This window comes from Crenobacter caeni, from assembly GCF_010435965.1.
GTDB classification, from domain to species: Bacteria; Pseudomonadota; Gammaproteobacteria; order Burkholderiales; family Chromobacteriaceae; genus Craterilacuibacter; species Craterilacuibacter caeni.
The window spans coordinates 178,950-204,458 of the sequence record NZ_JAAGAA010000009.1 but is presented as its reverse complement, the minus strand read 5'-3'; the positions used below and the strand labels follow the sequence as shown (position 1 = coordinate 204,458).

28 protein-coding genes are annotated in these 25,509 nt (G+C 67.9%); 11 read left to right on the top strand and 17 right to left on the bottom strand.

What is annotated here, in order from left to right; all coding sequences use genetic code 11:
- Positions 1–15 precede the first annotated feature (15 nt).
- Positions 16–1,329, top strand: a complete 1,314-nt coding sequence (locus GZH52_RS11330; RefSeq protein WP_163316569.1) for a Na+/H+ antiporter family protein — start codon at positions 16–18, stop codon at positions 1,327–1,329.
- Positions 1,330–1,347: 18 nt separating this feature from the next.
- Entirely contained in the window at positions 1,348–1,989 is a 642-nt protein-coding gene (locus tag GZH52_RS16865) for a SlyX family protein (protein ID WP_239058100.1), read from the top strand.
- Here GZH52_RS16865 and GZH52_RS11320 read toward each other — a convergent pair.
- Complete coding sequence (locus tag GZH52_RS11320; protein ID WP_163316568.1) at positions 1,983–2,897, bottom strand: DMT family transporter; 915 nt, start codon at positions 2,895–2,897, stop codon at positions 1,983–1,985. The two genes, GZH52_RS16865 and GZH52_RS11320, sit on opposite strands and share 7 nt — an antisense overlap.
- 53 nt (positions 2,898–2,950) lie before the next feature.
- Between GZH52_RS11320 and dapC the strand changes: the two genes are divergently transcribed.
- The 8 genes from dapC to GZH52_RS11280 all read left to right on the top strand — a co-directional run bounded on the left by dapC (position 2,951) and on the right by GZH52_RS11280 (position 8,987).
- Positions 2,951–4,138: a succinyldiaminopimelate transaminase gene (dapC, locus tag GZH52_RS11315; protein ID WP_349290656.1), complete on the top strand. Its 1,188-nt coding sequence runs from the start codon at positions 2,951–2,953 to the stop codon at positions 4,136–4,138.
- Between the two features lie 59 nt (positions 4,139–4,197).
- Positions 4,198–5,019, top strand: coding sequence for a 2,3,4,5-tetrahydropyridine-2,6-dicarboxylate N-succinyltransferase (gene dapD / locus GZH52_RS11310; protein ID WP_163316566.1), 822 nt, complete (start codon positions 4,198–4,200; stop codon positions 5,017–5,019).
- An 85-nt stretch (positions 5,020–5,104) separates the two neighbouring features.
- Positions 5,105–5,971: an ABC transporter ATP-binding protein gene (locus GZH52_RS11305; RefSeq protein ID WP_163316565.1), complete on the top strand. Its 867-nt coding sequence runs from the start codon at positions 5,105–5,107 to the stop codon at positions 5,969–5,971.
- Positions 5,964–6,749: a lipid asymmetry maintenance ABC transporter permease subunit MlaE gene (gene mlaE, locus GZH52_RS11300; RefSeq protein ID WP_163316564.1), complete on the top strand. Its 786-nt coding sequence runs from the start codon at positions 5,964–5,966 to the stop codon at positions 6,747–6,749. Before GZH52_RS11305 ends, mlaE begins: the two co-directional genes overlap by 8 nt.
- 20 nt (positions 6,750–6,769) lie before the next feature.
- Positions 6,770–7,249, top strand: a complete 480-nt coding sequence (gene mlaD / locus GZH52_RS11295) for an outer membrane lipid asymmetry maintenance protein MlaD (protein ID WP_163316563.1) — start codon at positions 6,770–6,772, stop codon at positions 7,247–7,249.
- Between the two features lie 66 nt (positions 7,250–7,315).
- Positions 7,316–7,930 (top strand): MlaC/ttg2D family ABC transporter substrate-binding protein, encoded by a 615-nt coding sequence (locus GZH52_RS11290; RefSeq protein ID WP_163316562.1) that lies wholly within the window; start codon positions 7,316–7,318, stop codon positions 7,928–7,930.
- Positions 7,930–8,208, top strand: a complete 279-nt coding sequence (locus GZH52_RS11285) for an STAS domain-containing protein (RefSeq protein ID WP_163316561.1) — start codon at positions 7,930–7,932, stop codon at positions 8,206–8,208. The genes GZH52_RS11290 and GZH52_RS11285 overlap by 1 nt, the downstream gene beginning before the upstream one ends.
- Positions 8,205–8,987: an MlaA family lipoprotein gene (locus GZH52_RS11280; RefSeq protein ID WP_163316560.1), complete on the top strand. Its 783-nt coding sequence runs from the start codon at positions 8,205–8,207 to the stop codon at positions 8,985–8,987. Before GZH52_RS11285 ends, GZH52_RS11280 begins: the two co-directional genes overlap by 4 nt.
- Positions 8,988–9,052: 65 nt before the next feature.
- Here GZH52_RS11280 and glmM read toward each other — a convergent pair whose 3' ends face one another.
- The 4 genes from glmM to rlmE form a co-directional block, all read right to left on the bottom strand.
- On the bottom strand, positions 9,053–10,387 hold the full coding sequence (gene glmM, locus GZH52_RS11275; protein WP_163316559.1) for a phosphoglucosamine mutase: 1,335 nt from the start codon (positions 10,385–10,387) through the stop codon (positions 9,053–9,055).
- 35 nt (positions 10,388–10,422) lie between these two features.
- The gene (gene folP / locus GZH52_RS11270; protein ID WP_163316558.1) at positions 10,423–11,274 is read right to left on the bottom strand and encodes a dihydropteroate synthase; all 852 of its coding nucleotides are present in this window, start codon (positions 11,272–11,274) and stop codon (positions 10,423–10,425) included.
- Between the two features lie 69 nt (positions 11,275–11,343).
- Complete coding sequence (gene ftsH, locus GZH52_RS11265) at positions 11,344–13,251, bottom strand: ATP-dependent zinc metalloprotease FtsH (protein WP_163316557.1); 1,908 nt, start codon at positions 13,249–13,251, stop codon at positions 11,344–11,346.
- A gap of 76 nt (positions 13,252–13,327) precedes the next feature.
- Entirely contained in the window at positions 13,328–13,945 is a 618-nt protein-coding gene (gene rlmE / locus GZH52_RS11260; RefSeq protein WP_163316556.1) for a 23S rRNA (uridine(2552)-2'-O)-methyltransferase RlmE, read from the bottom strand.
- A 121-nt stretch (positions 13,946–14,066) separates the two neighbouring features.
- On the opposite strand from rlmE, the gene yhbY reads away from it, so the two are divergent.
- Positions 14,067–14,393: a ribosome assembly RNA-binding protein YhbY gene (gene yhbY, locus GZH52_RS11255; RefSeq protein WP_163316555.1), complete on the top strand. Its 327-nt coding sequence runs from the start codon at positions 14,067–14,069 to the stop codon at positions 14,391–14,393.
- A gap of 54 nt (positions 14,394–14,447) precedes the next feature.
- Here the strand turns inward: yhbY and GZH52_RS11250 are convergent, their stop codons facing one another.
- From GZH52_RS11250 to GZH52_RS11195, 12 genes are all read right to left on the bottom strand, one after another.
- Positions 14,448–14,879, bottom strand: coding sequence for a DUF4149 domain-containing protein (locus tag GZH52_RS11250; RefSeq protein ID WP_163316554.1), 432 nt, complete (start codon positions 14,877–14,879; stop codon positions 14,448–14,450).
- A gap of 71 nt (positions 14,880–14,950) precedes the next feature.
- Positions 14,951–15,427, bottom strand: a complete 477-nt coding sequence (gene greA, locus GZH52_RS11245) for a transcription elongation factor GreA (RefSeq protein WP_163316553.1) — start codon at positions 15,425–15,427, stop codon at positions 14,951–14,953.
- Between the two features lie 146 nt (positions 15,428–15,573).
- A complete protein-coding gene (gene carB / locus GZH52_RS11240; RefSeq protein ID WP_163316552.1) occupies positions 15,574–18,780 on the bottom strand; it encodes a carbamoyl-phosphate synthase large subunit in 3,207 nt (1,068 codons plus the stop codon).
- Positions 18,781–18,801: 21 nt separating this feature from the next.
- On the bottom strand, positions 18,802–19,458 hold the full coding sequence (gene leuE / locus GZH52_RS11235) for a leucine efflux protein LeuE (protein ID WP_163316551.1): 657 nt from the start codon (positions 19,456–19,458) through the stop codon (positions 18,802–18,804).
- A gap of 33 nt (positions 19,459–19,491) precedes the next feature.
- Positions 19,492–20,619: a glutamine-hydrolyzing carbamoyl-phosphate synthase small subunit gene (gene carA / locus GZH52_RS11230; protein ID WP_163316550.1), complete on the bottom strand. Its 1,128-nt coding sequence runs from the start codon at positions 20,617–20,619 to the stop codon at positions 19,492–19,494.
- Positions 20,620–20,757: 138 nt separating this feature from the next.
- The gene (gene gspN, locus GZH52_RS11225) at positions 20,758–21,504 is read right to left on the bottom strand and encodes a type II secretion system protein N (RefSeq protein ID WP_163316549.1); all 747 of its coding nucleotides are present in this window, start codon (positions 21,502–21,504) and stop codon (positions 20,758–20,760) included.
- The gene (locus GZH52_RS11220; protein WP_163316548.1) at positions 21,501–22,010 is read right to left on the bottom strand and encodes a type II secretion system protein M; all 510 of its coding nucleotides are present in this window, start codon (positions 22,008–22,010) and stop codon (positions 21,501–21,503) included. The genes gspN and GZH52_RS11220 overlap by 4 nt, the downstream gene beginning before the upstream one ends.
- A complete protein-coding gene (gene gspL / locus GZH52_RS11215; protein ID WP_163316547.1) occupies positions 22,010–23,125 on the bottom strand; it encodes a type II secretion system protein GspL in 1,116 nt (371 codons plus the stop codon). Before gspL ends, GZH52_RS11220 begins: the two co-directional genes overlap by 1 nt.
- Positions 23,122–24,075, bottom strand: a complete 954-nt coding sequence (gene gspK, locus GZH52_RS11210) for a type II secretion system minor pseudopilin GspK (RefSeq protein ID WP_163316546.1) — start codon at positions 24,073–24,075, stop codon at positions 23,122–23,124. The genes gspL and gspK overlap by 4 nt, the downstream gene beginning before the upstream one ends.
- Entirely contained in the window at positions 24,072–24,659 is a 588-nt protein-coding gene (locus GZH52_RS11205; RefSeq protein WP_163316545.1) for a prepilin-type N-terminal cleavage/methylation domain-containing protein, read from the bottom strand. The genes gspK and GZH52_RS11205 overlap by 4 nt, the downstream gene beginning before the upstream one ends.
- Positions 24,656–25,030 carry a type II secretion system minor pseudopilin GspI gene (gene gspI, locus GZH52_RS11200; protein WP_163316544.1) on the bottom strand — a complete coding sequence of 125 codons (375 nt, stop codon included), beginning with the start codon at positions 25,028–25,030 and terminating at the stop codon, positions 24,656–24,658. The genes GZH52_RS11205 and gspI overlap by 4 nt, the downstream gene beginning before the upstream one ends.
- A complete protein-coding gene (locus GZH52_RS11195) occupies positions 25,027–25,509 on the bottom strand; it encodes a prepilin-type N-terminal cleavage/methylation domain-containing protein (protein ID WP_163316543.1) in 483 nt (160 codons plus the stop codon). The genes gspI and GZH52_RS11195 overlap by 4 nt, the downstream gene beginning before the upstream one ends.

Sequence of the window (25,509 nt, the reverse complement as noted above, 5' to 3'; positions counted from 1 at the left end):
GCAAACGAGCACACCATGAACGCCGTCCTGCTTGCCGTCCTCTTGATGCTGGGTCTGTCGCTGGCCCGCACCCACGTCGTGATCAGCCTGCTGATCGGCGCGATCGCCGGCGGCCTCGCCGGCGGCCTGCCGCTCGCCGACACCCTCGCCGCCTTCAACCAGGGCATCACCGGCGGCGCGTCGGTCGCGCTCTCCTACGCGCTGCTGGGTGCGTTCGCGGTCGCCATCGCCAAGTCCGGGCTACCGCACGCGCTGGCCGACGCGGCGCTCGCGCGCCTGCAGCAAGGCCACGCTGCCGGCACGCTCAAGTGGGGCCTCTTGCTGGTGCTCGCGCTGGTCAGCGTCTCCAGCCAGAACCTGATCCCCATCCATATCGCGTTCATCCCGCTGTTGGTGCCGCCGCTGTTGTTCGTGATCGCCAAGCTGAAGCTCGACCGCCGTGCGGTCGCCTGCGTGATGACCTTCGGCCTGGTCACCCCCTATATGCTGCTGCCGGTGGGCTTCGGCGACATCTTCCTCAAGCAGATCCTGCTGGCCAATATCGCCAAGGCAGGCATGGACGTCTCCGGCGTCAACGTGATGCACGCGATGGCCATTCCCGCCGCCGGCATGCTCGCGGGCCTGCTAATCGCGCTGTTTGTCAGCTACAGGAAGCCCCGCCACTATGACCTGGGCCGCATCGAGCAGAGCGAACGCACCCACGCCAAGGTCAGCCGCAAGTCGCTCGTCACTGCGCTGGCCGCCATCGTCGCCGCGTTCTCGGTGCAGCTTTACACCGGCTCGATGATCATGGGCGCGCTGGTCGGCTTCTTGCTGTTCATCGCGACCGGCGTGGTGCGCTGGCGCGACGCCGACGACGTGTTCACCGAAGGCATGAAGATGATGGCGATGATCGGCTTCATCATGATCACCGCGCAGGGCTTCGCCGAGGTACTGAAGGCGACCGGCCAGATCGCGCCGCTGGTTTCCGCGTCGGCCGAGCTGTTCGGCCACAACCGCGCGCTGGCGGTGTTCGCGATGCTCTTGGTCGGCCTGTTCGTCACCATGGGCATCGGCTCGTCGTTCTCGACCGTACCCATCATCGCCGCCATCTACGTGCCGCTGTGCGCCGCACTCGGCTTCTCGCCGCTGGCGACCGTCGCCATCATCGGCACCGCCGGCGCGCTGGGCGACGCCGGCTCGCCGGCGTCCGACTCGACACTGGGGCCGACCGCCGGCCTGAACGTCGACGGCCAGCACGACCATATCCGCGACACCGTGATCCCGACCTTCCTGCACTACAACCTGCCGCTGATGGCGGCCGGCTGGGTCGCGGCGATGGTCCTGTAAACCCTATAAGGACAACACATGAAGACTGCCGCCCCGCTCGCGCTCGCGCACAAGGTCGCCCCGCTGCTCGATGGACTCGCCTGGGGGGTCGGCGGCAGCGTGCTGCTCTACACGCTGGGGCTGGAGGCCGCGCCGCACGACCTTGACCTGGTGGTGAGCGAAGAGGACTTCGCGCAGGCCGAGGCGCGCCTCCTGGCCATCGCCGAGCCCGTCGACGTCGCGCACCACCCGCAACGGCGCAGCCGCCGCTTCGCGCGCCTGCTCGCCGACGACGGCACGACGGTCGAATTGATGGCCGGCCTGGACGGCGGCCGCTGGCGCTTCGATGCGGCAAGCACCGAGACGCGCGACGGCGTGCGCTGGATGGCGGCCGAAGACTGGGTCGAACTCTACCGCCTGTTCGGGCGGCCGTACCGGGTCGCCCAACTGGAGAACTGGCTCGCCGCGCGCGACGCCCAGCGGCGCGCCGACGAGCTGGAGATCCGCGCCGCCTGGCTCGACGACACGGTCGACGCGCTCAGCCAGACGCTGGCGCGCCAGCAGCAGGAAATCGACCTGCTGCAGGAGCAGCTGCGCCTCTTGTACCGGCAGACACAGCGCGGTGGCGACGACGGCGCCGCGCCGCGCTCGCTGCGCGACGAGATCCCGCCGCACTACTGAGTGGCGGAGGCTACCGCGAGCCGGCGTGCTGGGCGGCTCATCCGCCCGGAAAACAGGCTGGCGCCTATGATCAGCGCGCCGCCCAGCCATTCGTTGCCGCGCACCGGCTCGCCGGCCATCAGCCAGGCCGACGCCGCGGCGAACACCAGTTCGGAGAGCATCAGCGCGGTCACCTGGCTTGCCGGCAACAGCGACACACCGTGCTGCGACAGCACGCTGGTGCACAGCAAGGTCACCCCGAGCGCGCCGATCACCGCCCACCCAAGCGGCGGCACTTCCAGCACCGAACCCAGCTCTCCTTGCAGCGTCAGCGCGCCGGCGGCGAAGATCGCCACCCCCAGCCAGATCGTCGCCGACTTCACCGGCAGCGGCAGGTGCGTCGAGCGGCGGCTCAAGACATTGCCCAGCGAGAACGCCATGCCGCCGGAGAGCGCCAGCCACTCGTACAGGTGGCTCAGCGGCATTTCACCGGCGAACACCCCCGGCCGCCACAGGATGGCGAGCGCCCCCGCCAGCGACAGGGCAACCACACCGTAGCCGGTCCGGGTCAGCCGCTCGCCAAGCAATACGCGGGCGAACAGCGCCGTCCACAGCGGCGACAGGTAGAAAAACAGCAGCACGCGCACCACCGGCCCTTCGGTCAACGCCCAGCCGTAGCTGAAGTTGCACCAGCCAAACGCGAACAGGAGCGGCAACAGCGACAGCGAGAAGCGGAACTTTTCGCGGTAGGTGCGCCAGAACAACGCAAGCCCGAGCGAAGTCGCGACGAGATAAATGCACAGCGACGTGGTCCAGTTGCCGATCCCGCCCGCTTGCAGCGCGCGGATCGGCAGCCACATCAGCCCCCATACCAGCGAAGTGGTCAGGACGCAGGCGACGGCGAGCCGCTTTTGCTTTGCAAGATTCATATTCATTTCATAAGATGATCAGCTTTTGTGGCAGTGCACAGCGAAGGCCTACCGTGAACCCGGATCTTGACCGTCTGCAACCCTACCCTTTCCAGCGCCTGCGTGCGCTGCTCGCCGGCGCGCGCCCGAACGGGCAGCTCGCGCACGTCAACCTGTCGATCGGCGAACCCAAGCACCCGACGCCGGCGCTGTTGACCGACGCGCTGGTGGGCAAGCTGGACGGCCTGTCCGGCTACCCGGCCACGCTGGGCACCGACGCGCTCAGGGAAGCGTGCGCGGCGTGGGCGTTTCGCCGCTACGGCGTCACGCTCGATGCTGCGCGCGAGGTGCTGCCGGTCAACGGCAGCCGCGAGGCGCTGTTCTCCTTCGTGCAGGCCGTCGTCGACCGCAGCCGCGACGCGGTGGTGATCTCACCCAACCCCTTCTACCAGATCTACGAAGGCGCGGCGCTGCTCGCCGGCGCCGAGCCATTCTATGTCAACTGCACGGCAGGCAGCAGCTTCTTGCCCGATTGGTCTGCCGTGGACGAGGCGACCTGGCAGCGCACCCAGCTGGTGATCGTGTGCTCGCCGGGCAACCCGACCGGCGCGGTGATGGACCTTGACGACTGGCGCGAGCTCTTCGCGCTGTCCGACCGCTACGGCTTCGTGATCGCCTCCGACGAGTGCTACTCCGAAATCCATTTCGGCACGCCGCCCTTGGGCGGGCTCGAAGCAGCCAACAAGCTTGGCCGCGGCTTCGAACGCCTGGTGATGTTCACCAGCCTCTCCAAGCGCTCGAACGCGCCGGGGCTGCGCTCGGGCTTCGTCGCCGGCGACGCCGCGCTGCTCGAGCGCTTCCTGCTCTACCGCACCTACCACGGCAGTGCGATGAGCCTGCCCGTGCAGGCGGCCAGCATCGCCGCCTGGGGCGACGAGGCGCATGTCGTGGCCAACCGCGACGCCTATCAGGCGAAGTTCGACGCGGTCCTGCCCATCCTCGGGGACGTACTCGAGGTGCAGCGCCCGGACGCGAGTTTCTACCTGTGGGCGAAAGTGCCCGGCAGCGACGACACCGCGTTCGCGCGCGCGCTGTTCGAAGAGGCACACGTCACCGTGCTGCCCGGCAGCTTCCTCGCGCGCGACGCGCACGGCGAGAATCCCGGCCTCGGCTATATCCGCATCGCGCTGGTCGCGCCGCTTGCCGAGTGCACCGACGCCGCCCACCGCATCGCGCGCTTTATCCGGCAACACTACCGATAACCCGTGACAGACGAGACACCATGACGGTCGCCATCCATCTAGCCAAAGGACTCAACCATATGCATCCGCTGCAATCGCTGATCGAAACCGCGTTCGAAGACCGCGCCGCCATCACCCCGGCCACCGTGTCGGCCGAACTGAAGGCCGCGATCGGGCAGGTCATCGACGAACTGGACAACGGCCACCTGCGCGTCGCAGAAAAACAGGGCGACCAGTGGGTCGTCAACCAGTGGGCAAAGAAAGCCGTCCTGCTGTCGTTCCGCATCCGCGACAACGAGCTGATGGACGACGGCGTCAGCCGCTACTTCGACAAGGTCGACACCAAGTTCGCCGACTGGCACGCCCAGGACTTCCAGGCAGCGGGCTTCCGCGCGGTGCCGGGCGCCGTCGTGCGCAAGGGCTCCTTCATCGCCAAGAACACCGTGCTGATGCCGTCCTTCGTCAATATCGGCGCCTTCGTCGACGAGGGCACCATGGTCGACACCTGGGCGACGGTCGGCTCGTGCGCGCAGATCGGCAAGAACGTGCACCTGTCCGGCGGCGTCGGCATCGGCGGCGTGCTCGAGCCCCTGCAGGCGAACCCGACCATCATCGAGGACAACTGCTTCATCGGCGCGCGCTCGGAAGTGGTCGAAGGCGTGATCGTCGGCGAAGGCTCGGTGATCTCGATGGGCGTCTACATCGGCCAGAGCACCAAGATCTACGACCGCGAGACCGGCGAAGTCAGCTACGGCCGCATCCCGCCCGGTTCGGTGGTCGTGTCGGGCAACCTGCCCGCCGCCGACGGCAGCCACAGCCTCTACTGCGCGGTGATCGTCAAGAAGGTCGACGCCAAGACCCGCGCCAAGACCAGCATCAACGAACTGCTGCGCGGCGTCTGATTCGCCAGTGCGGTGCAACAAAGCGGCAACAGCATTGTTGCCGTTTGTTGCCCGCCATTGGCCGGCAACCGCCCCGACAGGTAGAATGGCGGGCTTTGAGCCTGAATGGGCCCGCCTTTCTTGCAACGAAAACACAGTGGACACAGCCCCTTTTATCGAGCTTAGGGACGTGAGCTTCGCCTACGGCGAGCGAACCATCCTCGAGCGCATCAATCTCAAGATCCCGCGCGGACGCCTGGTCGCCATCATGGGCGGCAGCGGCAGCGGCAAGACCACGCTGCTGCGCCTGATCTCGGGGCAGGTTGCGCCGCAGCAGGGCGAGATCATCGTCGACGGCCGCCACGTCGAGCACATGAGCGAGCGCGAACTGTTCGAACACCGCCGCCGCATGGGCATGTTGTTCCAGTTCGGCGCGCTGTTCACCGACCTGTCGGTGTTCGACAACGTCGCCTTCCCGATCCGCGAACACGCCCGCCTGCCCGACAGCATGGTGCGCGACCTCGTGCTGATGAAGCTCGCCGCGGTCGGCCTGCGCGGCACCGAGGCACTGATGCCGGCCGAGCTCTCCGGCGGCATGGCACGGCGCATCGCGCTGGCGCGCGCGATCGCGCTCGACCCGCAGCTGATGCTGTACGACGAGCCGTTCACCGGCCTCGACCCGATCTCGCTGGGCGCGATTGCCCACCTGATCAAGAAACTCAACGACGCGCTGGGCACCACTTCGGTGATGGTGACGCATGACGTGCAGCACTCGCTGAACATCGTCGACTACGTGTACTTCGTCGCGGGCGGCACGCTGATCGCCGAGGGCACGCCGGACGAGGTGCGCGCGTCCGACTCGCCGTGGGTGCGCCAGTTCGTGCGCGGCGAGGCCGACGGCCCGGTGCACCTGGCCTACCCGGCCGCGACCAGCCTGTCGGCCGACTTAGGCCTGGGAGCGCCCCATGCTTGACACCTTGCTCACGCCCTTTATCCGCCTCGGCCACTGGGTGATCGAGGCGATCCGCCGCCTGGGCTTCATCAGCCGCTTCTTCCTCGCGATCCTGATGAACTCGGCGCAGAGCCTCACCCGCTTTCACCTGGTGATCCGCGAAATCTACTTCGCCGGCGTGCTCTCGCTGATCATCATCATCGTCTCCGGCCTGTTCGTCGGCATGGTGCTCGGCCTGCAGGGCTACACCACGCTGGTGCGCTTCGGCTCGGCCGACGCCCTGGGCGCGCTGGTCGCGCTGTCGCTCCTGAGGGAGCTGGGGCCGGTGCTCGCCGCCTTGCTGTTCGCCAGCCGCTCGGGCTCGGCGATGACTGCCGAGATCGGCCTGATGAAGGCGACCGAACAGCTCGACGCGATGAACGTGATGGCGGTCAACCCGATCGCCCGCGTCGTCGCGCCCCGCTTCTGGGCCGGCGTGCTGTCGATGCCGGTGCTCGCCGCGCTCTTCAACGTGATGGGCATCCTGGGCGGCTACTACGTCGGCGTGATCCTGATCGGGCTGGACGGCGGCAGCTACTGGTCGCAGATGCAGGCCAACGTCGACCTGCACGTCGACGTGGTCAACGGCATGATCAAGAGCCTGTTCTTCGGCGCCGCCGTCACCCTGATTGCAGTGTTCGAAGGCTTCGACGCGACGCCGACCGCCGCCGGCGTGTCGGCCGCCACCACCCGTACGGTGGTGACCTCGGCCTTGGTCATCCTGGCGCTGGACTTCGTCCTGACCGCCTTCATGTTCTGACAGTTATCGGATAAACGGGTATGAAACGCACAACCATCGACCTGTGGGTCGGCATCTTCGTCGCCATCGGCCTCGCCGCCGTCACCTTCCTGTCGCTGAGGGTGGCCAACCTGACGCCGCAAGGCGCAGACAAGACCTACACGCTGTACGCCGAGTTCGACAATATCGGCGGGCTCAAGGTCAAGGCACCGGTCAAGGCGTCCGGCGTCGTCGTCGGCCGCGTCACCGGCATCGCGCTCGATACCAAGAACTACCTCGCCCGCGTCAACGTCGCGATCGACAGCCAGTACGCGTTCAGCCGCGACACCAGCGCCGAGATCCTGACCGCCGGCCTGCTCGGCGAGCAGTACATCGGCCTCGTGCAGGGCGGCGACGAGGAAGACCTGAAGCCGGGCGACCGCATCGCGATCACCTCGTCGGCGATGGTGCTCGAACAGCTGATCGGCAAGTTCATGACCAGCTTCGCCGAAGGCAGCGGCCAGGACAGCAAGCAGCCCTGAGCGCCGTCCTGCCGCAGCACTTAAACTGAATCCAAAAACGACAACCCACCGAGTGGATGCATTGACATGAAAAAGTATCTGATCGCCGCACTGGTCTTGTTCGGGCTTTGCACGCCCGCGCTGGCTACCGACACCCCGCAATCGCTGATCCAGGACACCTCCGCGCAGGTGCTGGACATGCTGAAGAAGGAAGACGGCAAGAACACCGCGAAGGTCCGCGGCCAGGTCGAAGCGCTGGTCATCCCCAAGTTCGACTTCACCCGCATGACCGCACTGGCGGTCGGGCGCGGGTGGCGCGACGCGACGCCCGAGCAGAAACAGGCGCTGACGCGCGAGTTCCAGACCATGCTGGTGCGCACCTACTCCGGCACCATGACCCGCTTCAAGAACGCGCAGATCGACGTCAAGCCCAACGTCCTGCTGAACAACGAGGGCCGCGAGGCGACGGTGCGCTCCGAGGTGGTGGTGCCGTCCAGCAAGGACAACAAGCCGGTCGCCATCGACTACGTGCTGTACAAGACCGCCGCCGGCTGGAAGGTGTTCAACGTCAGCGTCGAAGGCGCGAGCCTGGTCACCGTCTACCGCAACCAGTTCGGCGACGAGATCCGCAAGGGCGGCATCGACGGCCTGATCCGCGCGCTGCAGGACAAGAACGCCAAGCTCACGCGGGGAGCGGCCTGATGGCGGATGCGACGATCACGCTGTCCGGCGCGCTGACCATGCTCGAGATCGCGCCGCAGTTGCCGCGCGTGCGCGCAGCAGCCACGTCCGGCACGCTGACCGTCGACCTCGCCGCCGTCACCCAGTGCGACTCGGCCGCGCTGTCGCTCCTGTTCGAGCTGGCGCGCGCGCAAGCCAAACGCGGCGGGCGCTTGCGGGTAGAGCACGCACCGCCGACGGTGGCGAGCCTGGCCCGCCTGTACGGTGCCGACACCCTGGTCGAGGAGTTCACCGCATGAAGACCCCCGCCCGCCGCCTGCTGCCGGCGCTCGTCGCCAGCGCGCTGCTGACGGCCTGCGCCAGCAACCCGAACAACCCGTACGACCCGTACGAGCCGTTCAACCGCAAGGTGTACGGCTTCAACAGCGCGCTCGACCGCAACGTGGTCAAGCCGGTCGCCGAAGGCTACCGCGCGGTGACGCCAAGCCCGGTGCGCACCGGCATCAGCAACTTCTACGCGAACCTCAAGGACTTCTACAGCCTGTTCAACAACACGCTGCGCGCCGAACCCGAGAAGGCGCTGAACGACCTGATGCGCTTCACGCTGAACTCGACCTTCGGTCTGTTCGGCCTGATCGACATTGCGACGCCGGCGGGCCTAGCCGACAACAAGACCACGCTGGGCGACACCTTCGCCAGCTGGGGCTGGAAGCAGAGCAACTACCTGGTACTGCCCTTCTTCGGCCCGTCGACGGTACGTGACGGCTCGGGCCTTGGCCTGTCGTTCTCGATGCCCGGCCCCGAACAGCTGGTCTACCACAACACGCCGGAAGCCGCCGCGTTCTACGGGCTGTACGGCGTCAGCCAGCGCGAACGCCTGCTCGGCCTCGAGAAGCAGCTCGACGAAGCCTCGCTCGACGCGTACACCTTCACCCGTGACGCGTACATGCAGATGCGCGCCAAAGAGGTCGGCACCACCCTGCCCAAGGACAGCGACGAGGAAGACATCGACATCGACGACCTGGTCGGCGACGACGCGTCCGCGCCGGCAGCCCAAGTGGCACCGGCCAAGCCCTGACGCCATCAAGCGCCATGACAAAGGCCCGCATCAAGCGGGCCTTTGTCATGGGGTGCAGCAGACGCTCAGGCCGCGGCCTCGATCGCCTCGGCGATCTTGCCCGCCCACTCGATGGCGAGCGATTCGCTGTCGGCCTCGACCATCACCCGCACCACCGGCTCGGTGCCGGACGGGCGCAGCACCACGCGGCCGCGCCCGGCAAGCGCAGCCTCGGCCTCGGCGAGCATCGCGGCCGACGCCTGGCGCCAGTCCTGCCCCTTCAGGCGCACGTTGATCAGCTTCTGCGGGAAGGGCTGCCAGTCGCGGCAGACTTCGGACAGGTCCTTGCCCAACTCGGCGAGGCTCGCGAACACCTGCAGCGCCGAGATGATGCCGTCGCCGGTGGTGTGCTTGTCCAGCGCCAGCACGTGGCCGGACGCCTCGCCGCCGACCTGCCAGCCATTGGCGTGCAGCATCTCGAGCACGTAGCGGTCGCCGACCTTGGCGCGGCCGAATTCGATGCCGCGCGCCTTGAGCGCGAGCTCCATCGCCAGATTGGTCATCACGGTGCCGACCACGCCGCCCCTGAGTTCGCCGCGCGCCGCGCGCGCCTTGGCGATCACGTAGATCAGCTGGTCGCCGTCGTACACCTGGCCGCGGCGGTCGACCATGATCAGGCGGTCGCCGTCGCCGTCCAGTGCGACGCCGTAGTCGGCCTCGTTCTGCAGCACGGCCGCCTGCAGGGTCTTTGGATACGTCGCGCCGACCTTTTCATTGATGTTGAAGCCGTCCGGCTCGCCGCCGATGACCACCACCTCGGCGCCCAGTTCGTGGAAGACCTTGGGCGCGATATGGTAGGTCGCGCCGTTGGCGCAATCGACGACCAGCTTGACGCCCCTGAGATCGCGCTCGTTCGGGAAGCTGCTCTTGCAGAACTCGATATAACGCTCGGCGGCGCCGTCGATGCGCCGCGCACGGCCCAGTTCGCGCGCGCCGACCGTCTCCATCGGCTGCTCGAGCATCGCCTCGATCTCGAGTTCGAGCGCGTCGTCCAGCTTGGTACCGCCCTCGGCGAAGAACTTGATGCCGTTGTCGAAGAAGGGGTTGTGCGACGCCGAGATCACCACGCCGGCTTCCAGACGCAGCGCGCGCGTCAGGTACGCGATGCCCGGCGTCGGCAAGGGGCCGGTCAGCAACACATTGACGCCGGCGGCGGTGAAGCCCGCCTGCAGCGCAGCCTCGAGCATATAACCCGAGATGCGGGTGTCCTTGCCGATCAGCACATGCGGGCGGTGGCCGGCGTCGTGGCGCACCAGCACCTTGCCCGCCGCGTAGCCGAGCTTCATCACGAATTCCGGCGTGATCGGGAAACGCCCGACCTCGCCCCGCACCCCGTCGGTACCAAAATATTTACGGCTCATCGCTCACGCCTGTCTTGTCCAAAAACGGCATTTTCTCACGCCGCATCGCCGCCGTCAGCCGTGAGCGCGGCCTCGACCGCCAGCGCCTGCCAGGTCGCCTTCACGTCGTGCACGCGCAACACGCGTGCGCCGCCTCTCGCCGCCGCCAGCGCGGCGGAGACGCTGGCGCCCAGCCGCTGCTGCGGGTCGGCTTCGCCGGTGATCGCGCCCAGCATGGACTTGCGGCTGAGGCCGGTAAGCAGCGGCACGCCGGCCATCTGCTCCACCCTGCCAAGCCCGCGCAGCAGCGCGAGGTTGTGTGCCAGCGTCTTGCCGAAACCGAAGCCCGGGTCGGCCAGCAAGCGCTCACGCTCGATGCCTGCGTCCACGCACAGCGCGACGCGGCGCGCGAGGTAGCCACCGACCTCGTCGACCACGTCGCCATAGGCTGGCGCCTGCTGCATGGTGTCCGGGTTGCCCTGCTTGTGCATCAGGCAGATAGCGACGCCGCGGCCAGTGACTACCTCCAGCGCGCCCTCGTCCTCCAGCGCGCTCACGTCGTTGATCAGGTCGACGAGGCCGGTGGCGAGTGCCGCGCGCATCACCGCGGTGCGCCGGGTGTCGAGCGAGACCGGCACGCCAAGTGAACCAACCAGTTCGAGTACCGGCATCACCCGCGCGAGTTCCTCGTCCACGCTCACCTCTGGCGCCCCCGGGCGGGTCGACTCGCCGCCGATGTCGATCAGCGCGGCGCCCTCGTCGATCAGCCGCTGCGCGTGCGCGAGCGCCTGCTCTGGCGCGTGGTGGCGGCCGCCGTCAGAAAAGGAGTCGGGAGTGACGTTGACGATGCCCATCACGACGGGACGGGAGAGGTCGAGCGCGTAGCGCCCGCAGGAAAGCGTCTGCATAGGGTCGGGGCGGAAAGACAAATAAAAAACGGGGCGGCAGTCAGACTGCCGCCCCGCGGGCTGGATCGCTTACAGTTCCTGCGCGGGGGTCGCGCTGGGCGCCGGCGGCGGCGTGGTCGGCTTGTCGTCGGTGCGCGGTGCGAAACCGCTACCCGGCTTGGGCGGACGCGGCGGCTTGCCGTCCATGATGTCGTTGATCTGGTCGGCGTCGATGGTTTCCCACTCCAGGAGCGCGGCAGTCATCGCCTCGACCTTGTCGCGGTTGTCGTCCAGCAACTTGCGCGCCAGCGCGTACTGCTCGTCGATGATGCGGCGGATCTCGGCGTCGACCTGCTGCATGGTCGCCTCCGACACGTTCTTGTGGGTGGTCACCGAGCGGCCGAGGAACACCTCGCCCTCGTTCTCGCCGTATACCATCGGCCCCAGCTTGTCGCTCATGCCGTAGCGGGTCACCATGTCGCGCGCCATCTGTGTCGCGCGCTCGAAATCGTTCGACGCGCCGGTGGTCATCTGGTGCATGAACAGCTCTTCAGCGATGCGGCCGCCGAACAGGATGGCGATGCGGTCGAGCAGGTAGCCGCGGTCGTACGCGAAGCGGTCCTGTTCCGGCAACTGCATGGTCACACCCAGCGCGCGGCCGCGCGGGATGATGGTCACCTTGTGTACCGGGTCGGACTTGGGCAGCAGCTTGGCGACGACGGCGTGGCCGGACTCGTGGTAGGCGGTGTTGCGCTTCTCTTCCTCGCTCATCACCATCGAGCGGCGCTCGGCGCCCATCATGATCTTGTCCTTGGCGGACTCCAGGTCCTCCATGTCGACCAGGCGCTTGTTGCGGCGCGCGGCGAACAGCGCTGCCTCGTTGATCAGGTTGGCGAGGTCGGCGCCGGAGAAACCCGGCGTGCCGCGCGCGATCACTTCGGCGTTGACGTCGGCGGCGATCGGCACCTTGCGCATGTGCACGCCGAGGATCTGTTCGCGGCCGCGGATGTCCGGCAGCGGCACCACCACTTGGCGGTCGAAGCGGCCCGGGCGCTGCAGCGCCGGGTCGAGCACGTCCGGACGGTTGGTCGCGGCGATCACGATCACGGTCGAGTTGGTCTCGAAGCCGTCCATCTCGACCAAGAGCTGGTTCAGCGTCTGCTCGCGTTCGTCGTTGCCGCCGCCGAGGCCCGCGCCGCGCTGGCGGCCGACCGCGTCGATCTCGTCGATGAAGATGATGCACGGCGAGTTCTTCTTCGCCTGCTCGAACATGTCGCGTACGCGCGCCGCGCCGACGCCGACGAACATCTCGACGAAGTCGGAACCGGAGATGCTGAAGAACGGCACCTTGGCTTCGCCGGCGATCGCCTTGGCGAGCAGGGTCTTGCCGGTACCCGGCGAGCCCGCGAGCAGGATGCCGCGCGGGATGCGACCGCCCAGGCTCTGGTAACGCGAGGGGTCGCGCAGGTAGTCGACGATCTCCTTCACCTCTTCCTTCGCTTCGTCGCAGCCGGCGACGTCGGCGAAGGTGATGGAGTTGGACTCTTGGTCAAGCATGCGCGCCTTGCTCTTGCCGAACGAGAACGCGCCGCCCTTGCCGCCGCCCTGCATCTGGCGCATGAAGAAGATCCACACGCCGATCAACAGCAGCATCGGGAACCAGCTGATGAAGATGCTCATCAGCATCGACGGTTGCTCTTCGGGCTTGGCGCCGAAGCGGACGTTGTTCTTCACCAGATCGTCGACCAGGCGGTAGTCGAAGGGCGCGAAGGTGCTGAACGCCGAGCCGTCGGTGCGCTTGCCCTTCAGCCACTGGCCGCGCAGCGGGTCGCCCTCGATGGTCAGCGACTGGATCTTGCCCGACTCGACATCGCTGACGAACTGCGAATATTCGATCTGGTTCTGCGTATCCTGGCGCTTGTTGAACTGATTGAACACAGTCATCAGCACCAAACCGATGATGACCCAGATGGCGATATTCTTGCCGATGTTGTTCACGCGAGCGGACTCCTGTATGCCCTGACGGTTAAAACCAGTTTAGTCATTTCGATTGTAATCTGCAGCGCCCGCAATGTCAGCGTCGTCCCCTGCCCAGCAGGTAGATTTCGGTCGACCGGTCGCGGGAAGCCTTGGGCTTGCGCGTCACCACTTCGGTGAAGACCTCGCGCATCGCCTGGAGGTAAGACTGGAAATCGCTGCCCTGAAATACCTTGACCAGAAAATGGCCGCCGGGTTTCAGCTGTTCGCGCGCAAATTCCAGCGCCAGCTCGCAAAGGAGGAAACTGCGCGCCTGGTCGGTAACGCTCATGCCTGACATGTTGGGTGCCATGTCCGATATTACAAGGTCGAGCTCGCGCCCGCCCAGCAAATCGACGAACTCGGCGAGCACCTCGTCTTCGCGGAAGTCACCCTGGATGAACTGGACGTCGGCGATCGGATCCATCGGCAGGATGTCGAGCGCGAACACCCGTCCGCTGTCGCCGACGATGCGCGCGGCAACCTGCGACCAGCTGCCCGGCGCCGAACCCAAGTCGGCCAGCACGGTACCCGGACGGATCAGCTTGTCCTTCTCGTTGATTTCCAACAGCTTGTACGCCGCGCGCGCGCGGTAACCGTCGCGCTGCGCCTGCTGCACCCAGTGGTCGTTCACATGCTCGGCGAGCCACGCGTTGCTGCTCTTGCTTCTCTTCATACCTTGTCCAAGCCGCCGCCCCGGGCGGCAAGTCCCTGTTTATCTGATATTTTCCACACACGGACATGGGCAAAGCTCGCCGCTTTTGGGTAGAATCCCGTTTTGCTTTGCGAGCCTGACCATGAAAATCGAACTTTCCTCGTTCGAGCGCACCTACCTGAAGGGTTTGGCGCACGGACTCTCGCCTGTCGTCATGATAGGTAACAGCGGCCTGACCGAGTCGGTGATGCGCGAGATCGCGATCAACCTCGACGCACACGAACTGATCAAGGTGCGCGTGCTCGGCGACGACCGCGACGCCCGCGTCGCCATGTTCGAGCAGATCTGCGACGACCTGGGCGCCGCCCAGGTCCAGCATATCGGCAAGCTTTTGGTGCTGTGGCGTCCTTCCGACAAGGAGCGCGTTGTGCTGCCCAAGAACAAGAAGGCGCTCAAGGCGATGCCCTGAACCGGGCAAGCCCTGCATACAGGCGGTGGCGACAGCCACCGCCTTTTTTCATGCCTAGCTGTCGCGCCGCACCACGTAGGCGAGCGCCAGCAGGCTCTGCACCAGGTAGATCAGGCTGGAGATCGCGTGCCAGGTGGCGAATCCGCCGCCGAACAGGCCCTCGGCCGCCTGGTTCATCGACAGCTTCAGCTCGGCGATGATGGGGGTGACCGCAAAGTGGTTGACCACCGTGCACACGAGCATGCCGGCGATCAGCCAGAACGTCCCCTCCTTCACGCCGCGCGCGCCGACCCGCCAGATGTAGTCGGCCAAGAGGAACACGCCGCACACCAGCCCGATCCACGCGAGGTTGGCGAACAGCTTGCCGGCAACCATTCCCGCCGTCACCTTGTCCAGCGACGCGAACAGCACCGGCGCGACCATCAGGCCGACCATCCAGATTCCGCCCACCCAGAACGTGCGGGCGACTGCGCGTAAGCGATCCATGCTCCCCCCTGCTGCTGCGTTTGCACAACAAAACGCGCCCGGCGGGGCGCGTGTTCATCCTTTTCGACGGATCAGATGTACTTGACGTCGAGGATTTCGTATTCGCGGATGCCGCCCGGCGCCATCACCTCGGCGACGTCGCCGGCTTCCTTGCCGATCAGCGCGCGCGCGATCGGCGAGTTGACCGACACCTTGCCGACCTTGATGTCGGCCTCGTCGTCGCCGACGATCTGGTAGACGACTTCTTCTTCGCTCTCCAGGTCCATCAGCTCGACGGTCGCGCCGAACACCACGCGGCCTTCGGCGTCCAGCGTGGTCGGGTCGATGATCTGCGCGTTCGACAGCTTGGCCTCGAGCTCGGCGATACGGCCTTCGACGAAGGCCTGGCGTTCCTTGGCGGCGTCGTATTCGGCGTTCTCGGACAAATCGCCGTGCGAGCGCGCTTCGGCGATGGCAGCGATCACGCTGGGGCGCTCCACGCTCTTGAGGTTCTGCAACTCGTCCTTGAGCAACTCGGCGCCACGCACGGTCAGCGGGACTTTATTCATGCTTGACTCTCCTGCGGACGGCCTGGCCGCCCTCGATAAAAACACAAGCCGCCGTCTGGATAAGACGGCGGCTTTTGCGATCAGCTTTTGCCTGATTGTACCGGCAAAACGCGGGCGCGACCAATAGCTGGCGCACCCGCCTGGCTTCAGGCGTTCACTTGGGCGTGCAAGGCCTGCACGCTGTAGACGTCGAAGTCGCTCTGCTGCAAGCCGACGCACAGCGCCTTGGCGCCGGCGAGCGTCGTGTACTGCGGGATGCGCGCCTGCAAGGCCGAGCGGCGGATCGAGTGGCTGTCCTGGATCGCCTGGCGCTTCTCGTCGACGGTGTTCACGACCAGCGCGATCTCGCCGTTCTTGATCATGTCGACGATGTGCGGACGCCCTTCGGCAACCTTGTTGACCACCTGCACCACGATGCCGGCCTCGGTCAGCGACTTGGCGGTACCGCGGGTCGCACACACGCCAAAGCCCATGCGCTGCAGCTCGCGGGCCACCTCGATGCCGCCGTTCTTGTCCGACGCGCGCAGCGACAGGAACACCTTGCCGGTACGCGGCAGGCGGTCGCCGGCGGCGAGCTGGCTCTTCACGAAGGCCTCGGCGAAGGTCTTGCCCACACCCATCACCTCGCCGGTCGACTTCATCTCGGGGCCGAGGATGGTGTCGACGCCCGGGAACTTGATGAAGGGGAACACCGCTTCCTTCACCGCGTAGTAAGGCGGCACCACCTCGGCGGTGAAGCCCTGCTCGGCGAGCGTGATGCCGGCCATCGCACGCGCGGCGATCTTGGCCAGCGGCGCGCCGGTCACCTTGGAGACGAAGGGCACGGTACGGCTGGCGCGCGGGTTCACTTCCAGCACGTAGATGGTCTCGCCCTGGATCGCGAACTGCACGTTCATCAGGCCGACCACCTTCAGCGCGCGCGCCATCGCGACGGTCTGGCGGCGGATCTCGTCCTGCACGGCGGGGAACAGGCTGTAAGGCGGCAAGGAGCACGCCGAGTCGCCCGAGTGGACGCCGGCCTGCTCGATATGTTGCATGATGCCGCCGATCACCACGTCGTGGCCGTCGGAGATGCAGTCGACGTCGACCTCGATCGCGTCGTTCAGGAAGCGGTCGAGCAGCACCGGGCTATCGTTCGACACCTTGACCGCCTCGCGCATGTAGCGCTCGAGGTCGGCCGGCTCGTGCACGATCTCCATCGCGCGGCCGCCCAGCACGTAGGACGGGCGGACCACCAGCGGGTAGCCGATCTCCTCGGCCAGGCGCATCGCGTCGGCCGGGGTGCGCGCGGTGCGGTTCGGCGGCTGCTTGAGCGCGAGCTGGTTCAGGAGCTGCTGGAAGCGTTCGCGGTCCTCGGCGGCGTCGATCATGTCCGGGCTGGTGCCGATGATGGGCACGCCGGCCGCTTCCAGTGCGCGCGCGAGTTTCAGCGGAGTCTGCCCGCCGTACTGCACGATCACGCCCCACGGCTTCTCGACGTGGCAGACTTCCAGCACGTCTTCCAGCGTCAGCGGCTCGAAGTACAGGCGGTCGGAGGTGTCGTAGTCGGTGGAGACGGTTTCCGGGTTGCAGTTGACCATGATGGTCTCGAAGCCCGACTCGCGAAGCGCGAGCGCCGCATGCACGCAGCAGTAGTCGAACTCGATGCCCTGGCCAATGCGGTTGGGGCCACCGCCCAGCACCATCACCTTCTTGCGGTCGGACGGCGCCGCCTCGCACACGTCTTCGTAGGTCGAGTACATGTAGGCGGTGTTGGTCGCGAACTCGGCCGCGCAGGTGTCGACGCGCTTGTACACCGGGCGCACGTTCAGCGCGTGGCGGTGCGTGCGCACCGACGCCTGGTCGCAGCCGGTCAGCTGCGCGAGGCGGCGGTCGGAGAAGCCCTTGCGCTTGAGGCGGCGCAGCTCGGCCGCGGTCAGCGACTCGATGCGGCGGCCGGCAAGCGCGGCTTCTTCGCCGACGATGTCTTCGATCTGCGCGAGGAACCACGGGTCGATCTTGCTGACGTCGAACACTTCGTCACGGCTCATGCCGATGCGGAAGGCGTCGGCCACATACAAGATGCGCTCGGGGCCGGGCGCGCCCAGTTCGTGGCGGATCGTCGCCTCGTCACGGGTCTTCTCGTCGAAGCCCGACAGGCCGGTTTCTAGGCCGCGCAGCGCCTTCTGCATCGACTCCTGCAGGGTGCGGCCCATCGCCATCACCTCGCCGACCGACTTCATCTGGGTGGTCAGGCGGTCGTCAGCGGTCGGGAACTTCTCGAACGCGAAGCGCGGGATCTTGGTGACCACATAGTCGATGGTCGGCTCGAACGAGGCCGGGGTCGCGCCGCCGGTGATGTCGTTCTTCAGTTCGTCCAGCGTGTAGCCGACGGCGAGCTTGGCCGCGACCTTGGCGATCGGGAAGCCGGTCGCCTTGGACGCCAGCGCCGACGAGCGCGACACCCGCGGGTTCATCTCGATCACGATCATCTGCCCGTTGTCCGGGTTCACGGCGAACTGCACGTTGGAGCCGCCGGTGTCGACGCCGATCTCGCGCAACACCGCCAGCGAGGCGTTACGCATGATCTGGTATTCCTTGTCGGTCAGCGTCTGCGCCGGCGCGACGGTGATCGAGTCGCCGGTGTGCACGCCCATCGGGTCGAAGTTCTCGATCGAGCAGATGATGATGCAGTTGTCGTTGCGGTCGCGCACGACTTCCATCTCGTACTCTTTCCAGCCGAGCACCGACTGCTCGATCAGGAGTTCATGCGTCGGGCTCGCCTCGAAGCCGCGCTCGCAGATCGCGATGAATTCCTCGCGGTTGTACGCGATGCCGCCGCCGGAGCCGCCCATGGTGAACGACGGGCGAATCAGCGTCGGGAAGCCGACCTTGGCCTGCGCCGCCAGCGACTCTTCCATGCTGTGGCAGACGAAGGACAGCGGGCAAGAGAGACCAATCTTGGCCATCGCTTCCTTGAAGCGGCCGCGGTCCTCGGCCTTGTCGATCGCGTCTTCGGTGGCGCCGATCAGTTCGACGCCGTACTTGGCGAGCACGCCTTCGCGCGCCAGGTCGAGCGCGCAGTTGAGCGCGGTCTGCCCGCCCATGGTCGGCAGGATCGCGTCCGGGCGCTCCTTGGCGATGATCTTCTCCACCACCTGCCAGGAAATCGGCTCGATATAGGTGACGTCCGCCATATTGGGGTCGGTCATGATGGTCGCCGGGTTGGAGTTGACCAGGATGACGCGGTAGCCCTCTTCGCGCAGCGCTTTGCACGCCTGCGCGCCGGAATAGTCGAATTCGCACGCCTGCCCGATCACGATGGGGCCGGCGCCGATGATGAGGATGCTTTGTATGTCTGTACGCTTCGGCATGGTGTTCTCGTTGTTTGCTGTCTAGTTGAGTCCGGCGGACGCAAGCTTGGCGCCGAATCCGACGAACATCGCGCCGACCCCGCCGGTGGCAACCGACGCCAGGCGGCGCCGGGCACGGAACGCGGCGGCCAGATGGCTGCCGGCCAGGATCAGCACCGTCAGGTAAGTCATGCTGCACACCTGCAAGATGGCGCCCAGCGCGGCGAAGGTCAGCGCCGGGTACGGGTAGGCCGGGTCGACGAACTGCACGAAAAACGACAGGAAGAACAGGATGGCCTTGGGGTTCATCAGGCTGATCGACAGCGCGCGCCTGAACGGGCTCTTCGCGTCGACGCGCACGGAGGGCGAGTCAGATGCGGCCCCGGGCTGCGCCGGCGCGCGCAAGCTCTTCCACGCACCGATCAGCATCTGCACGCCTATCCACGCAAGGTAGGCGCCGCCCGAGTACTTGAGCACCGTGAAGAGCAGCGGCCACGCCTTGAGCACGCCGGCGGCGCCGCCGGCGGCCGCCAGCATCAGGATCGCGTCGCCGACGAACACCCCCAGGGCGCCGGCGAAGCCCGCCCTCACCCCGCGCTGCCCGGCGGCGGACAGCACGTAGAGCGAGTTCGGCCCCGGCAGCAGGATGATGAAGATCGTGCCGATCAAGTAGGTCCAGGGATCGGTGATGCCCAGCATGCTTGCCTCCTGTTGATTGCCTGTGTTTGCCGCTTAGCCCTGCGCTTCCATCGCCGCGATGAAGCGGTCGAACAGGTAGGCGACGTCGTGCGGGCCCGGGCTCGCTTCAGGGTGGCCCTGGAAGGAGAACGCCGGGCGGTCGGTCAGTGCGATGCCCTGCACCGTGCCGTCGAACAGCGAGCGGTGGGTCACGCGCACGTTGGCCGGCAGGCTCGCTTCGTCGACCTGGAAGCCGTGGTTCTGGCTGGTGATCATCACGCGGCCGGAATCCAGGTCCTGCACCGGGTGGTTCGCGCCGTGGTGGCCGAACTTCATCTTGCTGGTCTTGCCGCCGGCGGCGAGCCCCAGCAGCTGGTGGCCCAGGCAGATGCCGAACAGCGGCACGCGTGCGGCCATCAGCTCGCGGATCGCGTCGATCGCGTAGGTGCAAGGCTCCGGGTCGCCCGGGCCGTTGGAGAGGAAGACGCCGTGCGGGTTGAGCGCGAGCACGTCGCGCGCCGGGGTCTTGGCCGGCACCACGGTCAGCTTGCAACCGCGCTCGGCGAGCATGCGCAGGATGTTGTGCTTGACGCCGAAGTCGTAGGCGACGACGTGGTAGCGCGGCTCGCGCTGCTCGGTGTAGCCCTCGCCCAGCCGCCACTCGCGCGTGGTCCACGGGTAGGACTCGCTGCAACTGACCACCTGCGCGAGGTCCTGCCCGGCCATCGAGCCGAAGCCCTTGGCCAGTTCCAGCGCGTGCGCCTCGTCGATTTCGCCGGCCATGATGCAGCCGCCCTGCGCGCCCTTCTCGCGCAGGATGCGCGTCAGGTGGCGGGTGTCGACGCCGGCGATGGCGACGGTGCCGTTCTCGCGCAGGTAGTCGGACAGCGACGAGGTCGCGCGGAAGTTGCTGTGGGTGAGCGGCAGGTCGCGGATGATCAGGCCGGATGCAAAAACGGCGCGGGATTCGGAGTCTTCCGGATTCGCGCCGACGTTCCCGATATGCGGATAGGTCAGGGTGACGATCTGTTTGGTGTAGGACGGATCGGTCAGGATTTCCTGATAGCCCGTCATCGAGGTATTGAACACCACCTCGCCCACGGTGTGGCCCGTGGCGCCGATGGCTTCGCCGCGGAAGACGGTGCCGTCTGCCAGGGCGAGAATCGCTGGTACGGTAGGCACTGGTTAGCTCCTGATGATTGTTGCTGATTCTTTGTCATTCTTATTGTGACGAACGGGACCCGGCGCCTTGGCGCCTGTCCCGTTCGGTCAAACCTTGCCATGATAACCGCGACCTCACTGCGCCGCAACATGCAAATGTCAAATAGTGGCCCGCGCGCGCCAGCGCACGCTGGTCGGCCCGTCCGGCAGCCCCAGCATCAGCATCAGCGGCTTGAGCGCCGGATAGTCGGCCTCGGAACTGGACGCCTGCCCGCCAAAGTCCGGCAATTGGCCTATCTGCCAGCTGCCCTGCCCGTCGATGGTGAGCGGACCGGCCAGCGTGGCAAGCTGCAAGGCGATGCGCTCGCCCGCGCCGCTCGCGGCGAGCCGGTAGCTGCCGAAGGGCTGGATGCGGGTCAGCGGCGAGGACGCGCCGCGCCATTCGAGCGTCGCCGCACCGTCGAAACGCCCTGCCTGCCGGCCAAAGCGCCCGACGTCCAGCACCAGCACGCCGCCCAGCCGGGCCGCGCGCCAGGTGTCGGACAATCCGGCCAGCGCGCCGACCGGCACGGCGGCGGAAAAACGCTCGAGCTGCCAGCCGTCCGGCCGCAGCGCGAGGCGCCCCTCGCCGGCGTCGCTCACGAGCGTCCACGCCAGCGCTCCCTGCCACAGCGCCGCGCCCTGCCAGTCCCAGCCTATGCGCGAGGCGGGCAACACCGTGCCGTCCTCGCCGACGAATACCGGCTGCGCGGAGCCGCGCCACAGGGTGCCCTCGGCGCCGGCGAGTCGCCAGCGCGCGCCGGTCGCCGCCGACAGCGGTACATCGAGCCAACTGGCCGGCCACGCGGCGAGCGCGCCCAGCGCCAGCAGCAGGGCCACCAGCGCCGCCTGCCACACCCGCCTCATGCCTGGCCACCCGCGTGGACGAGCACCGCGTCGAGGCGGACCATGCCGGGGGAGCCGGTCGCGGTGGCGTCCAGCCGCACCACCCGCACTTGCGCGAGCGCAAGCTCGCCGCTGGCGCGCATCCACTCGTCGAATGGCAGCTCGCCGCTGATGCGCACCCCCTGCTCGCCCTCGGGGCTTAACTGCCAGTTGCCCGCAAGCTTGCCTTCCAGCGTGCGTTTCACCAGCGGCTCGAGCTCGGCCGCCGGCAGCGCGGCCACCACGGGGGTGCGCTTGAGGCGCGCGGCCTCGTCCGACAGGGTACGCGCGAGCGTCAGCTCGGCTTCCAGCCGCGCGACACGCCCGCGGTTCTTCTCGACGTAGTCGCTCGCCGGCGACCACACCGCGAGGTCGACGAGCCCGACCAGCAGCAGGACGGCGGCGGAGCCAACCAGCCACTGCTCGCGCCGGCTCAGCGCCCGGTACCGCGACTGCAGCGTCTTTTGCCATTGTTGCCAACGTCCCATCACGGCTCCCCCGCCAATACCCATTCCTGCGCACCGCCCTCGCCGGCGCGCCGCGACAGCGCGACGCCCTGCCGCGCAAGCTGCGAGCGCCAGCGCGCGAAGGTCTCGTCCGGCACCTGTGCGGCCCGCAGCACCACGCGCCCGTCCTCGATGTTCAATTGCTGCAGCGCGAGCGTGCTGCCGGCGACCTCGCCCAAGCGCGCGAGCAGGGCGGTGCCGTCCAGCCTGACCGGCTGGCCGCGCTCGGCGCGCAAGCGGTCGAGCGCACGCAGCATCGGCAAGGCACTGTTGCCGGGCACGGCCTGGCTGCCGGCGAGCGGCACGGCCAACGCCTTGATTTCGGTTGCGAGCTGCTGCTTGCGCCACGCAAGGTAGCCCGCTTCGCCCAACAGCAGCGCCAGCTGCAAGGCGGCGAACAGTGCGAGCACCAGGCCGCTCTTGCGCAGCGCCGGCCCCCAGGTCCGCCACCAGCGCCCGGCGGCGAGTTCGCCTTGCGCGAAGTCGTACGGCGACGCCGCACGGCCCGCCGTCCAGCCGGCGTCGGTCACGGCCGGCTGCACCTGCGGTGCGCCCGAGAGCGCCGTCAGCCGCGCCCACAGCGCGTCACCAACCTCACCCGCGGGCAAATACCACGCGAGCGCCTCTCCTTCGCGCGCGATGCGCCCGCCGTCGGCTGCCGCCGCAAGCTGCCAGCCCCCTTCCGCCGGGCCCAGCGTCTCCTCGGGGACGATGCGGTCGGGCGTGCGCCCGAGGCTGCGCAGCATGGCCACCGCGCGGCGCACGCCGAACGCCTCGGTCACCGCGACCCCGTGCTCGCCGCCGGCGGCCGGCCCCAGCGCGTACAGGTTGGCCTGCACGTCGTTGGCGAGGCGCTCTTCCAGCGCGTAGCCGGCCGCCGCCTGCATGCGCTCGCGCGAGGCCTTGGGCAATGCGGCGCGCAAAAAAACCGTTTGGCCTGCCGGCAACACCAGCTCGGTCTCGCCGGTGCGCGGCCACGCGGCCGGCTCGTCGTCGCCGCCGTCGAGCCGCTCGCCTCGCTCGCCCAGCAGCACCCAAGGCAGCGCCATCTCGCTGTCCGGCCACGCCGGCCGGTACATCAGTCTCAGAATGCTCATTCTTTCCCTCTGTCCACGGGCGGCGGCGGGGCGAGTTCGCCGTCGCTGCGCCACACGAGACGCGTATCCCGGTTGTCGCGCACGATCAGTGCAGACACCGCCCTGTTGATCGGCGCGCGCTCGACGCGGCTCTCCAGCAGGAAGTACTTGCTGGCGACGCCGACGGCCACGCCGTCGGCCACCCGCGCGTCGGCGGGCAGGCGCGCCTTGAAGTCCGCCACGTCGGCAAACGGCTTGTCGACGCGCTGGCTAATCAGCCCCTGCAGGGCGCCGCCGCGTGCGCCCTCGATCAGCGCGCGCAGCACGGGCTCGGTCGCGGTATTCACGTTGATGGCGACAGGCTCGCCGCCCGGAAGTACCGACACGTGCGGCGCGAGCGTGGCGATCGCACCGGGCGTGTAGCCCTTGACCCACGCGAGCTGGCTCAGCCGCACAAGCGGTGCGTTCGCGCTTTTGTAAGGGCGCGGCTGCGTCAAATACCACGCCGACTCGGCGCTGCCCGCACGCGCGTCGTCGTCGGCGTCCAGGTAGTCGGCCAGCGCGTCGGCGAGCGACACCGGCAGTTGCAACTCGGTGAGCAGCCGCCGGTACAGCGCAAGCTGCGCCGGCACCCCCTGCCCGTTCTGCACCAGGTTGTTCAGGTTGAAGCGCCCCTGCGCGTCGGCGAGCTGGCCACTGACGGCGACGCCCTGCGCGTCGGTCCTGGGCAGGGGTTGCGCCCACAGCTCGGCCAGCGTGTCGGTGCCGGTCGTCTCGCCGTCGTAACGCAGCACCTCGATCGCCCAGCCTATGCCGCCGTCGGCGACCAGCCGCGCCTGCGCGTTCGCGCGGTCGGCCTCGACCTGACGCAGCCACAAGCCTTGCTGCCAGAGCACCACGGCCGCCGCCGTCGCCGCCATCGCGACGACCAAGAGCGCCATCACCACCGCCATGCCGCGCTCGCGCCTCATGGCAGGCTCCACACCCGGCGCACCGTCTGCCCGCCTTGAAGCGTCACCGTCATCACCAGTGCGCGCGCGTCGCCAGGCGGCACGCCGTCCACCGGCCAGCGCGGGCTCTCGCGGTTGCCGGCCAGCAGCACGGCAAAGCGGGCGTGCGTGTCGCCGCCAAAGAGCGGGTAGCGCTCGGGGACGGCCTCGCGGGCGAAGCCCAGCGGCCGGCTCTGCCAGGACAGCCCCTTGCCGTCGGCGAGGTAGACCCGCTCGATGCGGCCTAACGGGCTCTTGTTGCCGTAGGCGGGCAGCACCAGACGCTGCGCGCCGTCGGCCGTCTCCTCGAGTGTCAGCGTGTCGGCCTGACTGGCCGTGGGTGGCGGCACGGCGCCCGCCTCGGCGGCCGTCGCCAGCGCGGCGACGTCGGTCTCGACGCGGTGGAACACCCGCGCAAGGTCCGTCCAGCGCGCCGAGTAGGCGGTGAGCTGCTCGCGCGAGAGCATCAGCGCGGAAAACGCCTTGTAGCCCATCGCCGAGAGGATCGCGAGCAGGCTCATCGCGACCAGGATCTCGACCAGGGTCATGCCGCGCGCGCGCCTCATCGCGGCCGCCTCACGAAACCGGTCAGCTCGGCGAGCGCGTAAGGCTCGGGCCCCGCCGCGAGGATGCGCACGACGACCCGCCTGAAGCCCGGGTTCGGTGTGTCGCTGACGTCGCGCTGCCAGCGCAGGGCAGGCGCGCCCTCGACCAGCACTACCTCGCCGCTCGTGCCGCCGATGTCGGGCCATTCGCCCAGTGCCTTCATCGTCTCGATGCGGTTCTGCGCTTCCCAGCTTGCCAGCATGGACAGGCGCAGCCGCTCGCTGTTGTCGGCGGCTAGCGCCGAGGCGCGCAGCAGCGCGGTCAGCGCGATCGCCATGATGGCGAGCGCGACCAACACCTCGAACAGGGTGAATCCTCGCGCGCGCTTCACGGCCCCGCCTCCACGCCGGCTTCTTCGACGCGGGCAAAGCCCAGCGGGTTGAGCACGACCTGCCAGCGCACGCGTCCGTCGGTCAGCGTGATTTCGAGCGGGTTCGCCTCGCCGTCCTGCCAGATCAGACGCAGCTCGCCCGCCGGCCACGACACGCCGTCAAAACGCGCGGACTCGGCGCGCACGCCGTCCGGCCAGCGTCCCTCGGCAAAAAACGTATCCGAGGGCGATCGCCAACGTGCGTCGGCGCCGTATTCGGCGAAGCGGTAGCCGTTTGCCTGCCAGGCCAACGCCATCGGCGTGCCCTGCTGCGCGACGTCGACGCCCTGCTCGAGTACCCGCGCGAAACGCGCGGCGGCGTCCAGCCCCTGCTGCCGGCTGTCGGGCGAGAGGCTCAGCGTGACCGTGGTGGTGAGCACGCCGACGATCAGCATGACCACCAAGAGCTCGATCAGCGTGAAGCCGCGGCTCGCCGCCAT

What these genes read in the sequence shown, in the direction of transcription:
- GZH52_RS11330 (WP_163316569.1), top strand. Translation starts at nt 16, where the DNA reads ATGAACGCCGTCCTGCTTGCCGTCCTCTTGATGCTGGGTCTGTCGCTG.
- GZH52_RS16865 (WP_239058100.1), top strand. Translation starts at nt 1,348, where the DNA reads ATGAAGACTGCCGCCCCGCTCGCGCTCGCGCACAAGGTCGCCCCGCTG.
- GZH52_RS11320 (WP_163316568.1), bottom strand. Translation starts at nt 2,897, where the DNA reads ATGAATCTTGCAAAGCAAAAGCGGCTCGCCGTCGCCTGCGTCCTGACC.
- dapD (WP_163316566.1), top strand. Translation starts at nt 4,198, where the DNA reads ATGCATCCGCTGCAATCGCTGATCGAAACCGCGTTCGAAGACCGCGCC.
- GZH52_RS11305 (WP_163316565.1), top strand. Translation starts at nt 5,105, where the DNA reads ATGGCGGGCTTTGAGCCTGAATGGGCCCGCCTTTCTTGCAACGAAAAC.
- mlaE (WP_163316564.1), top strand. Translation starts at nt 5,964, where the DNA reads ATGCTTGACACCTTGCTCACGCCCTTTATCCGCCTCGGCCACTGGGTG.
- mlaD (WP_163316563.1), top strand. Translation starts at nt 6,770, where the DNA reads ATGAAACGCACAACCATCGACCTGTGGGTCGGCATCTTCGTCGCCATC.
- GZH52_RS11290 (WP_163316562.1), top strand. Translation starts at nt 7,316, where the DNA reads ATGAAAAAGTATCTGATCGCCGCACTGGTCTTGTTCGGGCTTTGCACG.
- GZH52_RS11285 (WP_163316561.1), top strand. Translation starts at nt 7,930, where the DNA reads ATGGCGGATGCGACGATCACGCTGTCCGGCGCGCTGACCATGCTCGAG.
- GZH52_RS11280 (WP_163316560.1), top strand. Translation starts at nt 8,205, where the DNA reads ATGAAGACCCCCGCCCGCCGCCTGCTGCCGGCGCTCGTCGCCAGCGCG.
- glmM (WP_163316559.1), bottom strand. Translation starts at nt 10,387, where the DNA reads ATGAGCCGTAAATATTTTGGTACCGACGGGGTGCGGGGCGAGGTCGGG.
- folP (WP_163316558.1), bottom strand. Translation starts at nt 11,274, where the DNA reads ATGCAGACGCTTTCCTGCGGGCGCTACGCGCTCGACCTCTCCCGTCCC.
- rlmE (WP_163316556.1), bottom strand. Translation starts at nt 13,945, where the DNA reads ATGAAGAGAAGCAAGAGCAGCAACGCGTGGCTCGCCGAGCATGTGAAC.
- yhbY (WP_163316555.1), top strand. Translation starts at nt 14,067, where the DNA reads ATGAAAATCGAACTTTCCTCGTTCGAGCGCACCTACCTGAAGGGTTTG.
- GZH52_RS11250 (WP_163316554.1), bottom strand. Translation starts at nt 14,879, where the DNA reads ATGGATCGCTTACGCGCAGTCGCCCGCACGTTCTGGGTGGGCGGAATC.
- greA (WP_163316553.1), bottom strand. Translation starts at nt 15,427, where the DNA reads ATGAATAAAGTCCCGCTGACCGTGCGTGGCGCCGAGTTGCTCAAGGAC.
- carB (WP_163316552.1), bottom strand. Translation starts at nt 18,780, where the DNA reads ATGCCGAAGCGTACAGACATACAAAGCATCCTCATCATCGGCGCCGGC.
- leuE (WP_163316551.1), bottom strand. Translation starts at nt 19,458, where the DNA reads ATGCTGGGCATCACCGATCCCTGGACCTACTTGATCGGCACGATCTTC.
- gspN (WP_163316549.1), bottom strand. Translation starts at nt 21,504, where the DNA reads ATGAGGCGGGTGTGGCAGGCGGCGCTGGTGGCCCTGCTGCTGGCGCTG.
- GZH52_RS11220 (WP_163316548.1), bottom strand. Translation starts at nt 22,010, where the DNA reads ATGGGACGTTGGCAACAATGGCAAAAGACGCTGCAGTCGCGGTACCGG.
- gspL (WP_163316547.1), bottom strand. Translation starts at nt 23,125, where the DNA reads ATGAGCATTCTGAGACTGATGTACCGGCCGGCGTGGCCGGACAGCGAG.
- gspK (WP_163316546.1), bottom strand. Translation starts at nt 24,075, where the DNA reads ATGAGGCGCGAGCGCGGCATGGCGGTGGTGATGGCGCTCTTGGTCGTC.
- GZH52_RS11205 (WP_163316545.1), bottom strand. Translation starts at nt 24,659, where the DNA reads ATGAGGCGCGCGCGCGGCATGACCCTGGTCGAGATCCTGGTCGCGATG.
- GZH52_RS11195 (WP_163316543.1), bottom strand. Translation starts at nt 25,509, where the DNA reads ATGGCGGCGAGCCGCGGCTTCACGCTGATCGAGCTCTTGGTGGTCATG.